This window comes from Nonomuraea diastatica, from assembly GCF_004349015.1.
Lineage (GTDB): Bacteria > Actinomycetota > Actinomycetes > Streptosporangiales > Streptosporangiaceae > Nonomuraea > Nonomuraea diastatica.
The window spans coordinates 48,250-61,379 of record NZ_SMKP01000040.1 but is presented as its reverse complement, the minus strand read 5'-3'; the positions used below and the strand labels follow the sequence as shown (position 1 = coordinate 61,379).

Annotated in this window: 11 protein-coding genes; 4 read left to right on the top strand and 7 right to left on the bottom strand. The window is 70.6% G+C overall.

Translation table 11 applies throughout. The features are described 5' to 3' along the window. From E1294_RS16465 to E1294_RS16455, 3 genes are all read right to left on the bottom strand, one after another. Window positions 1-2,246 (bottom strand): xanthine dehydrogenase family protein molybdopterin-binding subunit (locus tag E1294_RS16465; RefSeq protein ID WP_132509397.1); only part of this gene is annotated, 2,246 nt, incomplete at its 3' end. Further along, window positions 2,243-3,238: an FAD binding domain-containing protein gene (locus E1294_RS16460; RefSeq protein WP_132509396.1), complete on the bottom strand. Its 996-nt coding sequence runs from the start codon at window positions 3,236-3,238 to the stop codon at window positions 2,243-2,245. The genes E1294_RS16460 and E1294_RS16465, both read right to left, overlap by 4 nt. Next, window positions 3,235-3,723, bottom strand: coding sequence for a (2Fe-2S)-binding protein (locus E1294_RS16455; protein WP_220447776.1), 489 nt, complete (start codon window positions 3,721-3,723; stop codon window positions 3,235-3,237). The genes E1294_RS16460 and E1294_RS16455 overlap by 4 nt, the downstream gene beginning before the upstream one ends. A 120-nt stretch (window positions 3,724-3,843) precedes the next feature. Between E1294_RS16455 and E1294_RS16450 the strand changes: the two genes are divergently transcribed. The 3 genes from E1294_RS16450 to E1294_RS58065 all read left to right on the top strand — a co-directional run bounded on the left by E1294_RS16450 (window position 3,844) and on the right by E1294_RS58065 (window position 7,132). Beyond that, window positions 3,844-4,491 (top strand): TetR/AcrR family transcriptional regulator, encoded by a 648-nt coding sequence (locus tag E1294_RS16450; RefSeq protein WP_132509394.1) that lies wholly within the window; start codon window positions 3,844-3,846, stop codon window positions 4,489-4,491. Window positions 4,492-4,668: 177 nt separating this feature from the next. Then, a complete protein-coding gene (locus E1294_RS16445) occupies window positions 4,669-6,279 on the top strand; it encodes a cellulase family glycosylhydrolase (RefSeq protein WP_132509393.1) in 1,611 nt (536 codons plus the stop codon). Between the two features lie 211 nt (window positions 6,280-6,490). After that, window positions 6,491-7,132: an alanine:cation symporter family protein gene (locus tag E1294_RS58065; protein WP_132509392.1), complete on the top strand. Its 642-nt coding sequence runs from the start codon at window positions 6,491-6,493 to the stop codon at window positions 7,130-7,132. 78 nt (window positions 7,133-7,210) lie between these two features. On the opposite strand, the gene E1294_RS16435 is transcribed toward E1294_RS58065, so the two are convergent. The 4 genes from E1294_RS16435 to E1294_RS16420 are packed head-to-tail and all read right to left on the bottom strand — an operon-like array spanning window position 7,211 to window position 11,991. Next, window positions 7,211-9,055, bottom strand: coding sequence for a glycoside hydrolase family 127 protein (locus tag E1294_RS16435; RefSeq protein ID WP_132509391.1), 1,845 nt, complete (start codon window positions 9,053-9,055; stop codon window positions 7,211-7,213). Then, window positions 9,048-9,812, bottom strand: coding sequence for a carbohydrate ABC transporter permease (locus E1294_RS16430; protein ID WP_132509390.1), 765 nt, complete (start codon window positions 9,810-9,812; stop codon window positions 9,048-9,050). Before E1294_RS16430 ends, E1294_RS16435 begins: the two co-directional genes overlap by 8 nt. Continuing rightward, the gene (locus E1294_RS16425; protein WP_246083054.1) at window positions 9,809-10,720 is read right to left on the bottom strand and encodes a carbohydrate ABC transporter permease; all 912 of its coding nucleotides are present in this window, start codon (window positions 10,718-10,720) and stop codon (window positions 9,809-9,811) included. Before E1294_RS16425 ends, E1294_RS16430 begins: the two co-directional genes overlap by 4 nt. A gap of 11 nt (window positions 10,721-10,731) precedes the next feature. Beyond that, window positions 10,732-11,991, bottom strand: coding sequence for an ABC transporter substrate-binding protein (locus E1294_RS16420; protein WP_132509388.1), 1,260 nt, complete (start codon window positions 11,989-11,991; stop codon window positions 10,732-10,734). Window positions 11,992-12,101: 110 nt separating this feature from the next. Between E1294_RS16420 and E1294_RS16415 the strand changes: the two genes are divergently transcribed. Continuing rightward, the gene (locus E1294_RS16415) at window positions 12,102-13,115 is read left to right on the top strand and encodes a LacI family DNA-binding transcriptional regulator (RefSeq protein ID WP_132509387.1); all 1,014 of its coding nucleotides are present in this window, start codon (window positions 12,102-12,104) and stop codon (window positions 13,113-13,115) included. The last annotated feature ends 15 nt before the right edge of the window (window positions 13,116-13,130 follow it).

Here is a 13,130-nt window from a genome sequence, read left to right as displayed (position 1 = left end):
GGCAGGTCGAGGACCCGCTTACCGGTGGCGTGCCTGACGGCGTTCGCGACCGCGGCGGCGACCCCGGTGATGCCCACCTCCCCGATCCCGAGCAGCCCCAGGGGCATCGTCGGGTCGGGCACGTCCAGCCAGCGCACGTCGATGCGGGGGATGTCGGCGTGCGCAGGGACGTGGTATTCGGACAGGCCCGGGTTCATGATGCGGCCGGTGCGCGGGTCCACCTGGGTCGCCTCCGACAGCGCCATGCCGATGCCCATCACGATGCCGCCGCGCAGCTGCGCCGCCGCCGTCTTCGCGTTGATCACCCGGCCGACGTCGAACATTCCCAGCCAGCGCGACACGCGTACCTCGCCGGTGTCCCGGTCGACCCGCACCTCGCAGAAGTGGGCGCCGCTCGCGGCCTTCACCCAGCGCCTGCGCTCGTTCAGGGTCTTCGCCAGGAACTTGAGCATGCCCGTCCTCCCACCCGCCTCCAGGTGGTCGCGCCCCGCGCGGGCCAGGATCGCCGCGTACGTCTCGCCGCGCCCGCCGTGGTAGAGACCGCCGTCCCGGGCCTCCAGGTCGTCCAGCCTGCGCCCGCGCAACGGCGAGTCAGGCGCCCGCCGCGCCAGCGCGAGCGCCGACTCCTTGAGCTTGCGGCACGCCTCCAGCACCCCGGCGGCGGCGCTGGCCGTCTGCACCGACCCGCCCGCGCCCGGCCCCGTGGGCAGCTCGGAATCACCGATCTCCACGCGCACGACCTCCAGCGGCACACCCAGCTCGTCCGCGGCGATCTGGGCCTGCACGGTGGCCACGCCGACCCCGATCTCCTGCAGACCGCACCGCACCACGACCCCGCCGTCGGCGGCCAGCCGCACGGTGACGTCGGCCGGCAACATCAACGACGGGTGGTACGCCGTGGCGACCCCCATGCCGACCAGCCAGCGCCCGTCCCGCATGGAGCCGGGCCTGGGATCGCGCTCGCGCCACCCGAAGCGCTCCGCCCCCACCTCGTACGCCTCGCGCAACATCCGGTGCGTGAACCGTTTGCCGTCCATCGGGTTGCGCGCGGGCTCGTTGCGCATGCGCAGCTCGATCGGGTCGATGCCCAGCTCGCAGGCCAGCTCGTCCATGGCCGACTCCAGGGCGAAGGAGCCGACGGAGTCGCCGGGGGCGCGCATGGCCGTGTTGGCGAGCAGGTCGAGCTGGACGAGGCGCTGCCGCAGGTGGATGGTGGCGGCGTCGTAGAGGTGCCGGGAGGGCGAGACCACGCCCTCGGGCATGCCGCCGATCCGGCCCTTCATGGTCACGCTGGTGTGGATCAGCGCGGTCAGGTCGCCGTCGTTGTCGGCGCCCAGCGCGACCCGCTGCACGGTGGGGGTCCGGCCGCCGACCGTGCGGTAGACGCCCTCCCTGGTGAGGGCCAGCCGTACGGGCCGGGCGGTCTCGCGGGCGGCCAGCACGGTGAGCAGCGTGCCCGCCCAGATTGGGCCCTTGCCGCCGAACCCGCCGCCCACGTAGGGGGACAGCACCCTGATCGCGCGCTCGGGGATGCCGAATCTCAGCGCCAGGTGCGCGCGCAGCCAGGCGATGGTCTGTGTGCTCTCGTGCACGGTCAGGTGGTCGCCGTCCCACACGGCGATCGTGGCGTGCGGCTCGATCGCGTTGTGGTGCTCCGGCGGCGTGGTGAAGCGCAGGTCCACCGACACCGGCGCGGCGGCGAGCGCGGCCACCGCGTCGCCCTTGTCGCCGGCGGCCGGCTGGAGCACGTTGCCCTTCTGCTGGACCGCGTTCGGCTCCTCGGCCGCGAAGTCCACCACGGCGGGCAACTCGCGGTACGCGACCCGCACCAGGGAGGCCGCGTGCGTGGCGGTCTCGGGCGTCTCGGCCACCACGACCGCCACCGGCTGGCCGTTCCAGTGCACCTCGTCCGTGGCGAGGTAGTTGACCGTCGTGCCGGAGGCCAGCGAGCTGGGGTTCATCAGGCTGGACTTCGGTGCCGGCTTCATGGCCGGGGCGTTCTCGTGGGTGAGCACCTCGATGACGCCGGGCACGGCCCGCGCGGCCTCGGTGTCGACGGCCTCGATGCGGCCCCGGGCGACCGTGGCGTGGACGAGCGCGGCATGGGCCATCCCCGGGTAGCGGTGCTCGGCCGCGTAGCGGGCCTCGCCGGTGGTCTTGGCCCGGCCGTCGACCCGGTCGACCGGGCGTCCGACGTGCTTGACGGCGGCCTGCCGCTGCTCGGTCTCGGCGTATTTCGTGGTCATGCCGTGCCCTCTCCGGTGTTCAGCTCGCGCAGCGTGGCCACGATCGTGGCGCGCGCCAGGTGGACCTTGAACGCGTTGCCCGGCCGGACGTCTGCCCCGGCGAGTTCGGCCTCGGCCGCGCGGGTGAAGGGCTCCTCGCCGGCCGGCCCGCCGAGCAGGATCCGCTCCGCCTCGCGCGCCCGCCATGGCTTGGCCGCGAGGCCGCCGAGCGCCAGCCGCGCCGCCGTCACGGCGCCGTCCCGCACCTCCAGCGCCGCCGCCACGGAGACCAGGGCGAACGCGTACGACGCCCGGTCGCGCACCTTGCGGTAACGGGAGCGGGCCGCGAACGGGACGGGCGGCAGCTCCACCGCCGTGACCAGCTCGTCGGGGGCCAGCTCCGTCTCGATCTCCGGTGTGTCGCCGGGCAACCGGTGGAAGCCCGTCATGGGGATGCGCCGCGTCCCGCGTACGCTCTCCACCTCGACCACGGCGTCGAGCGCGGCCAGCGCCACGCACATGTCGGAGGGGTGCGAGGCAATGCAGCTGCCGCTGACACCGAGGACGGCGTGCGACCGGTTGAACCCGCCGAGCGCGTCGCAGCCGCCGCCCGGCTCGCGCTTGTTGCAGGCGGCGGCGTGGTCGTAGAAGTAGGGGCAGCGGGTGCGCTGGAGCAGGTTGCCGCCGACGGTCGCCATGTTGCGGAGCTGGGCCGAGGCCCCGGCGAGGAGCGCCTGCGACAACACCGGGAAGCGGGCGCGCACCCGCTCGTCGGCCGCGAGCGTGCTGTTGCGCACCAGCGCGCCGATCCGCAGCCCGCCGCCGGGAAGCTCGTCGACCGTGTCGAGGGGCAGGCCGGTGACGTCGACGACCGTGTCGGGCCGCTCGACGCCCTCGCGCATGAGGTCGACCAGGTTGGTGCCGCCGCCGATGAACTTCGCGCCGGGCTCGTCGGAGACGGCGCGGACGGCGCCGGCGACGTCGGCGGGCTTGACGTAAGCGAACGGCTTCACCGTACCTCCTGCCCCGCGACGTCCTTGATGGCGTCGACGATGCCGTTGTAGGCGCCGCAGCGGCACAGGTTGCCGCTCATGCGCTCCCTGATCTCCGCCTCGCTGAGCTCTCCTGGCCGCTCCATCACGGCGCTGGGCATGCCCGCGCGGTGTTCGGCCAGCATGGCGACCGCCGAGCAGATCTGGCCGGGTGTGCAGTAGCCGCACTGGAGCCCGTCGTGCCGGATGAACGCCGCCTGCAACGGGTGCAGGTCATCGCCGGACGCGAGGCCCTCGATCGTGGTGATCTCCTTGCCGTCGTACTGGACGGCAAGGGCCAGGCAGGCGTTGATGCGCACGCCGTCGGCGAGCACCGTGCAGGCACCGCAGGCGCCCTGATCGCAGCCCTTCTTGGGGCCGGTGACGCCGAGCCGGTCCCGCAGGGCGTCGAGCAGGCTGACCCACGGCTCGATGTCGAGGGACTCGGCGGCGCCGTTCACCCGCATCCGTATCTCGGTCACGCGCTTCCTTCCGTCGGAACCGTTGCTCCGGCGACGCTAACAGAACGATGTTTCCTTAACAAGAGAACAGCGTTCTTTTAGATGGGCGTCGTATGCTGGGCGACGATGACGCGGACCTTCCTGCGGGCCAGGCGGCCTGAGCACAAGCAGCAGCGGCGCGAGGCGATCCTTTCCGCCGCGCGCGAGCTCGCCGCCGCGTCCGGCGTGCGCAACGTCAGCCTGGGGGCGGTCGCGGAGGCGGTCGGGCTGGCGAAGTCCAACGTCGTGCGCTATTTCGGCACCCGGGAGGAGATCTACCTCGTCCTCGCCTCCGAGGAGTGGCAGCGGTGGGCGGACGCGGTCACCGACCGGCTGCGCACGGCCCGCGACACGGCCGGCGCGGTGGCGGCGCTGGCGGACACGATCATCGATCAGCCGCTCTTCTGCGACCTGCTCAGTCATTTGAGCACCAGCCTGGAGCACAACGTGTCGGTCTCGGCGGCCCGCGAGTTCAAGGTCACGGCGCTGCGCACGGTCGCCGGCCTGGGTGCGCAGGTCGGCCGCGCCACGGGGCTGACGGACACCGAGGGAGCGGAGCTCGTCTCGGCCGCCGCGGGGCTGGCCGGCATGCTCTATCCCGCCGCCAACCCGCCCCCCACCTTGGCCGAGGTCTACGCCCAGGATCCCGAGCTCGCCGCGCACTGCCCCCAGCTGCGGCCCAGCCTCGTCCGCGCCCTCATGGCACTGGCCGCCGGGCTGCCCACGCTCAGATGAAAGTTTCACCCCGGGACCGCCGGCACGCGCCGGGCCAGGCGAGGCGTCTTCCCATGTAGGGCGCTTCCCCGGGGCTCGGGTGTGCCTGCCGCCTCCCGGCCGTCGCTGTACACGGGGGCCGAATCCGCAGACCATGCCGGTTACATAACCGGTTAATCCCAGCGGAAAGGCACCCTTATGACCAACCGGCTCGGGCTCGTGGCCGCGGCGTTCCTGTCGCTCCTCGTCTCGATGATCGTCGCCCCCGCTCCCGCGCACGCCGCGGCCGGGCTCCGGGTCAGCGGCACCAGGATCGTGGAGGCCAACGGGAACCCGTTCGTCATGCGCGGCGTCAGCCACGCGCACACCTGGTTCACCAGCCAGACCAGCTCCTTCGCCGGCATCAAGTCGCTGCGGGCCAACACGGTCCGCGTGGTGCTGAGCGGCGGCAGATGGACCCCCAACGACGCATCCGACGTGGCCAACGTCGTCTCCCTCTGCAGACAGAACCGGTTAATATGCGTGCTCGAAAACCACGACACGACCGGATACGGCGAGCAGAGCGGCGCGTACACGCTCAGCCAGGCCGTCGACTACTGGAGCAGCGTCAGGAGCGCGCTCACCGGCACTGAAGACTTCATCATCATCAACATCGGCAACGAGCCCTACGGCAACAACGGCGTCTCCGCCTGGACCAGCGCGACCACCAACGCGATCACCCGGATGCGCGGCCTCGGCTTCGACCACCTGCTCATGGTGGACGCGCCCAACTGGGGCCAGGACTGGCAGTTCACCATGCGCGACAACGCCAGGACCGTCGCCGCCGCCGACCCCCAGGAAAACACGGTCTTCTCCATCCACATGTACGGCGTCTTCGACACGGCCTCCGAGATCACCGCCTACCTCGGCGCCTTCCAGTCGGCCGGCCTGCCGCTGGTGATCGGCGAGTTCGGACACGACCACTCCGACGGCAACCCGGACGAGAACACGATCATGTCCGAGGCCCAGTCGCGCGGCATCGGCTACATCGGCTGGTCGTGGAGCGGCAACGGCGGCGGCGTCGAATACCTCGACATGGTGAACAACTTCAACGCCTCCAGCCTGACCTCCTGGGGCGAGCGCATCTTCCACGGCGCCAACGGCATCGGGCAGACCTCACGTGAGGCGACGTTCTTCGGCGGCGGCACCGGTGACGACACCACCGCGCCGACCACCCCCGGCACCCCGTCGGCCACGAACGTGACCGCGAGCGGCGCGACCCTCAACTGGACGGCCGCCACCGACTCCGGCGGCTCCGGCCTGGCCGGCTACAACGTCTACCGTGAGCAGGGCGGCACCGACGCCCTGCTCGGCCAGACCGCCACCAACGCGATCACACTGACCGGGCTCAGCGCCGCGACGGAATACGAGGTGTACGTGCGCTCCCGCGACGGCGCGGGCAACCTGTCCGGCAACTCCCCCACGACCACGTTCACCACGTCGTCCGGCGGCGGCCCCGGCGGCGGCTGCACGGCCACCGGCACGGTGCAGAGCCAGTGGGGCGGCGGCTACGTCACGCAGGTCGCCGTCACCAACGGCGGCTCCTCCGCCATCAGCGGCTGGACGGTCACCTTCACACTGCCCAGCGGGCACACCGTCACCGGCTCGTGGAACGCCACGCTGAGCGTCACCGGCCAGACCGTCACGGCGCGGAACGCGGGCTACAACGGCAGCCTGGCCGCCGGCGGCTCCACCAGCTTCGGATTCCAGGCCGGCCGTCCCGGCAACGACACGACCACGGCGGGCTCCTACACCTGCACCGCCTCCTGATCACCTCCTGGCCTCCGGCTGTGCCCCCGCCGCGTTTCCTGCACGGCGGGGCACGGCCATAATGAACCGTTCAACGTTGCAAAAATAATTGAAGTGTCGCAATGTATCACCGTTGTATCGGGGATCGCTAACATGCCGAATCCGCCCCGCGCGTACATCGGGTTTCGCGTTCGATTCTTATGGGCACCTCTCACACGCAAGAGATACTTCCATGGATGCTGCGCTCGCCGATATCACTGATGGTTTGTGGACATATTTGCTCATTCCCGTGGTCGTACTCCTGGGACTTTTCTTCACCATCCAGTCCAAGGGTGTGCAGTTCCGCATGTTCCCGGAGATGTTCCGGGCGGTGGTGCGGAAGTCGGCGCCGGACCGGGAGGGCGGAAAGGCGGTGTCGTCCTTCGGCGCCTTCACCATCTCCGCAGCGGCCCGGGTCGGCACCGGCAACGTGGCGGGAGTGACCGCCGCGATCACTCAGCTCCAGGGCGATCTCCGGGCGGTGCCGCGCAAGGGCCGACTCCGCCTGCCGTGTCAGCTCGGTGAAGGTCAGCATGTCCAGCTCGTGCGGGCTGACACGGAGCCGGTAGCCGACCGAGTCACCGATGATCCTGTCGATGCCGCCCAGCGTGGTGCGAAGGGAGCTGGCGTAGGTGCGAATGTTGGCGATCGCAGAGCGTGGTGGCCGGCCCCGCCAGAGGATGTCCACCACGGTGTCCAGCGGCGTCACCCGGTTGGGGTTGAGCAGCAGGGTGGCGAGGAACTGCCGTGGCTTTTCCGCGGCCAGCCGGACGACCTGTCCACCTGCCCGCACCGTCAGCGGCCCGAGGCGGCCGAAACGCAATCCATCATCTGACATAAGGGAGAGACTACATAAAACTTGACAATCCCCATGTTCACGGGTCAGTTCTCTACGTCAGGTGCATCTCCAAGGTCAGATCGGTAGCCAGACACGCATGGTCGCGGGGCCGCGGTTGCCCCACCGGTGGTAGGGCACAAGCCGCAGCGTGACATCCGGGCCGCCCGCCCGCCCGCCGGCGACCGGCATGTAGGGCCAGCCGCCGTCGCCTCCTGAGCCGGGCGCCGCCGCCACCTCCAGCTCGACCACGCCGTCCCCCTCGTACTCCACGGGCGGCTCGACCCGCGCGGTCAGGTCGCCGAGCGGCGGCTCGTCGGCCACCGACTCCGCGCAGTAGACCAGCGGCCCCCGCTCGACCGCGGCGCTCCCCCGCAGCGCGTCGATCCGCCGGTCGGGAAAGGTCCACCGGGGCGCCATCGGCAACTCCAGCCGGATCTCGTCGCCGGCCCGCCACGGCCCCTCCACGAAGACGTAGCCGGGCGGCGCCGGCCTGGTCAGAGGGCCGTCGGGCAGCGGCGCCTCAGGAGACGACGCAGGGGACGACGCGGGCACGTGCACGATCGTCGCGTCCGAGGCCCAGGCCGGCACGCGCAACGTGATGCCTCCTGGACCGCCCTCCAGCACCCGCACACGCACCGAGCCGCTCCACGGGTAGCCGGTCTCGACCCTGACCGCCAGCCGCCCGTGCCGGATCTCCGACGGCGTGAGGTGGTGGATCTGGATCCCGTCGGCCGCGGAGGTCGCGACGTAGGCGGGCAACGACGCCATCGTGCGGGCGATGTTGTTCGGGCAGCAGGACACGTCGAACCACGGCGAGCGCAGCCCGCCCTCGGGGGCGTGGTTGACGCCCTCCAGCGGCACCGCCGGCACCCGCACCTGCAGGGGGTTGGCGTAGAAGAACGACCGGCCGTCCAGGGCGACCCCTGTGGCCAGCATGTTGTACAGGGTGCGCTCGGCCAGGTGGGCGTACCGGGCGTCGCCGGTGGCCAGCAGGAGCCGGTGCGACAACATGATGGAGGCGATGCCCGCGCACGTCTCGTTGTAGGCCCGGTCCGGCGGCAGCTCGTAGTCCTCGCCGAACGACTCGTCGGCGTGCCGCGACCCCATCCCGCCGGTCAGGTGGGTGCGCCGCGCGACCGTGCGCTCCCACTGCGCCTCGACCGCCTTCAGCAGCTCCTCGTCGCCGGTCTCGACGGCCACGTCCACCACGCCCGAAGCCAGGTAGAGCGCGCGGACCGCATGGCCGCGGAACACCCGCGCCTGCCGGACGGGCAGGTCGTCCTGGTAGTAGCCGCGGCCGAAGGGGATGTCGGCCAGCGCGGGCCGGCCGCGCCGGTCGACGAAGCGGCGGGCCATCTCCAGGTAACGCTCGGTCCCGGTCACGCGGTAGAGCTCGACGAGGGCCATCTCGATCACGGGGTGCCCGCACGTCTCCGTGCCCTCCATGAAGCGGCGGCACACGTGGTCAGCGGCCCTGACGGCGACCTGCGTGAGCAGGTCCTCGCCGTGCGTGCGCAGCCGGGCGACCCCGGCCTGGATGAGGTGGCCGTAGCAGTAGAGCTCGTGGCCCCACTCGAAGTCGGTGTAGCGGCTGCCGGACCAGCGGGTGTTGAGGTAGCCGTCGCCCTCCTGGGCCTGGGCCACGGTCTCCGCCAGCGCCGGCAGCCCCGGATGGTCCGCCCAGGCCATGGCCTCCAGCAGCTTGTAGATCTCCGAGTCGCTGAACTCCCTGCCCCTGCGGGGGCGCTCGCCGCGGAAGTTGGCGATCCAGCCTTCGCGTTCCTCCCATTCCTGGCAGTGGGCGATGGTGACCTCGCGGTTCAGCGCGACCCGGTCGCCCCAGAAACCGGGCGACAGCCGTACCGCCTCGAGGCCGAGCGGGGAGAGGACGCCCGATGAGGGCACGACGGGGTCAGCCACGCAGAGCTCCTGACATGAATCCGCGCACGTAGTGGCGCTGCAGCACGATGAAGAGGATGAGACAGGGAATGGCCATGACCATGACGCCCGACTGGAGCATGCCGTAGTCGATCGCGCCCATCGTCTGCGACGTCATGCTGACCACGGCCACCGGCAGGGTGAACGACGCGCCGTCGTTGAGCAGGATGAGCGGGGCGAAGAAGTCGTTCCACGAGGCGAGGAACGCGAACAGGCCCACCGTGATCAGCGCGGGCCGCACGGCGTGCAGCAGGATCCTGGAGAAGGCCATGAACGTGCCGCAGCCGTCCACCAGCGCGGCCTCCTCCAGCTCGCGCGGCACCGCCTCGAACGCGTTGCGCATCATGAACAACGCGAACGGCAGCTGGAACATCACGAACACGAGCGAGAGCCCGACCAGGGAGTTCTGCAGGCCGAGGTAGCCGAGCAGGACATAGAGCGGGATCAGGATCGTCGCGTACGGCACCATGAGGATCGCCAGCGTGGCCAGGAACAACAGGTTCTTGCCCGGGAAGTCGAAGCGGGCGAAACCGTAGCCGCCGAGCGCCGAGACGGCCAGCGTGCCCGCCACCGTCATGAACGACACCAGCGCGCTGTTGGCCGCGTACGTGCCGACGCCCTCGCCGAAGACCGCCATCTCCAGGTAGTTGGACGGCTCCTCCAGCGACGCGTACCCGCTCCACGCCAGCGGGAACAGGAACAGCACCGCCAGGGCGGACAGCGTGAGATACCGGCTCACCGAAGCCTCCGCATCATCAGCGTGTTGAGCCCGACGAGGGCCACGAGCAGCACGACCGACATCGCCGCCGCGCCGCCGAGGTCGAAGCGGAAGAACGCGGCCCGGTAGATGACCATGACCATGGAGACCGTGCTGTTGTCGGGTCCGCCGTTGGTGAAGACGAAGAACTGGTCGAAGGCCAGCAGCGAGCCCGTGACGCTGAGGATCAGCATGAGCGCCAGCGTGGGGCGCAGCAGCGGCAGCGTGATCTTGGTGAAGATCTGCCGGCGGCCGGCGCCGTCGCTCCTGGCGGCCTCGTAGACCTCGACGGGGATCGCCTGCAGGCCGGTCAGCAGGATGAGCATGTTGAACCCGGCGAAGCGCCAGAGCACCAGCGCGATCGTGGAGAACAGCGCCATGTCGGGCGTGCCGATCCACTTGACCGGCTCGCTGGTGATGCCCAGCGCCTGCAGCATGGGGTCGATGGGGCCGAAGTCGTTGTTCAGCATGCCGTAGAACAGCAGCCCGGCGGCGGCGAAGCCGACGGCCCCCGGCAGGAAGAACGCGGTCCTGAAGAAGCCGATGCCCGGCCCGCGCTCCTGCACGAGCAGGGCGAGTCCGAGCGCGACGGCCGACAGCAGGACCGTGGTGATCGCGGTGTACTTGAGCGTGAAGGACACCGCGTCGACGAAGAGCGCGTTGTCAGCGATCCTGAGGTAGTTGCCGGGGGCGTTGAACCGGGCCGGGCCGAGCAGCGGCCAGCGGTTCAGCGACATCCAGACGACCAGCACCAGGGGTGCGAGGAACAGCACGCCCACGATGACGGCGGTCGGGGCCGCGTACAACCAGCCCTGGGCCTTCCTGCTCCGCCACCGGGCGGGCGGCGCGCCGTGGGCCGGCCGCCGCCCGGATCGTGTGCCGGATCTCATGCTCGTCACCGTCATTGTTGCAGCGACTTCGTGATCTCGGCGTTGAGCTGGGGGATCTTCGACGCGTCGCCGAACACGGCCTCGCGGGCCAGCCGCAACCACGGCCCCTGCGGGTCGTTGAAGGTCTGGCCGAAGCGCAGCGCGTACGGCGTCTGCCCCCTGGCGACCAGCGAGTTGATCAGCTCCACATGCGGGTCCTCGGCGGAGTACGTGTTTCCGGCCAGATCGGTGCGCGCGACCACGTCCTTGTTCTTGGCCATGATCTCGACCTGCGCCTCGTCGGAGACCGTCCAGGACAGGAACTCCCAGGCCGCGTCCGCGTGCTCGGAGGTGGCGGAGACGCCGATGGAGTCGCCGCCGACGAACGTCGACTCGCCGCCGTCGGGCCCGGCGATCGCGGTGACGCCGATCTTCATGTCCTCGGGCATCAGGCCGAGCATGGTCGAGGGCATCGGCATCACGCCGATCTCGCCCTTGGGGAAGAAGCCGGTCCAGGTCGGCCCCTGCTCCTCCTTGGTCGTCGGGCCCGTGACCTTGTTCTCGTACAGCTCGCGGTAGATCTTGAAGACCTCGGTCATGGCCGGCTGATCGTTGAGCGAGGTGGTGCCCTCGGGGTTCATGACCTGCCCGCCGGCCGCCCACACCGACGGCCAGAACGTGAACACGTAGCAGCCGCCGCAGTTGCCGCCGAAGAAGGTGCCGTGCACCTCGCCGTACTTGCCGAGCTTGTCCTGGATGGTGGTGGCGTGCTCGGCGAACTCCTTCAGGGTCGTGGGCCCCTTCTCCGGGTCGAGCCCGGCCTTGGTGTAGAGGTCCTTGTTCCAGAACCAGACCGACAGGTCGAGCGTGTGCGGGAGGGTGTACTGCCGGCCGTCGAGGGTGCCGAGCTTCATGTGTGAGGGCGCGAGCGCGTCCTTGTACGGCAGGGCCGCGATCCTGTCGGTGACGTCCATGAACAGGCCCTGGGAGGTGTAGTTCGGGACGAAGATGACGTCGGCCGCGAAAACGTCGGGGAGCTGCTTGGCGCCTGCCGCGGCGGCGATGCGCGGCTGGTAGTTGTCGGTCGGTATGACGGTGAGCTTGACCTGGTTCTTGTGACTGCTGTTGTAAGCCTTCACCAGGCGCTCGCTCTGCGCCTGGGTGGCCGCGCGGGTCCACATGGTGATCGTCACGGGACCGTCCGCCGGTTGCGAGCCGCCGCCGCTGCCGCAGGCCGCTGCTGTGAGCGTTAACACACCGAGGAGTGAGATCCCGGCCAGCCTTCGTCTCATGATGGGCTCCTGAGCTTAAAGGTTTTCGGAAACGTAGAAGAAACATGACCCCATGTCAATGGGTGTTAGGGTGCTACGCAGTTCACAGGTGACGAAAAGGGTTTCGAGACATGGCGAGCAAGCGGGCGACCATCAACGATGTGGCCTCGCTGGCGGGGGTTTCGATCGCCACGGCGTCCAAGGCGCTCAACGGGCGCCAGGATGTGCGGGCGGCGACGCGCGAGCGGGTGCTCGCCGCCGCGGCGGAGCTCTCCTTCCAGCCGAACGCCCTGGCCAGAGGGCTGCTGTCCGGGCAGACCCGCACGGTGGGGCTGCTGACGTCCGACAGCGCCGGACGGTTCGGCATCCCGGTGCTGCTCGGCGCGGAGGACGCGTTCGGGGCCGGCGAGATGGCCGTGCTGCTGTGCGACGCGCGCGGCGACGCGATCAGGGAGCAGCACCACGTGCGCGCGCTGTTGTCACGCCGGGTCGACGGGCTGATCGTGGTGGGCGAGAGCACCGACCCGCGCCCCTCGGTGAGCAAGGACCTGCCGATCCCCGTCGTGTACGCCTACGGCTCGTCGGACGACCCCGCCGACGTGTCGTTCGTGCCCGACGACGTGGGGGCGGCCACGATGGCCGTCAACCACCTGCTGGCGCTGGGCCGCCGCCGCATCGCGCACGTCACGGGCCCCGCGCACTACAAGGCGGCCCGCGACCGCGAGGAGGGGCTGCGCCTGGCGCTCGCGGAGGCCGGCCTGGAGCAGGCCGGGCAGACGTTGTCCGGAGCGTGGTCGCAGCGGTGGGGGCGGCACGCCGCCGAGATGTTGCTGATGGCCGAGCCGGAGATCGACGCGGTGTTCTGCGGCAGCGACCAGATCGCGGCCGGCTTCGTGGAGACCGCCCGCGAGCGCGGGCGGCGGGTGCCCGACGACATCGCGGTGGTGGGCTACGACAACTGGGAGGTGCTGTCCACGGAGACCCGGCCGGCGCTGACGACGGTCGACATGAACCTTGAGCTGCTCGGGCGGACGGCGGCGCAACACCTGTTCGCGGCGATCGACGGCAAGGCCACGCCCGGGGTGCACAAAATGCCCTGCCAGCTCGTGATCAGAGACTCCACCTCCCCACCCGGCGTCTCCTGAGCTCTGCGCGTGACC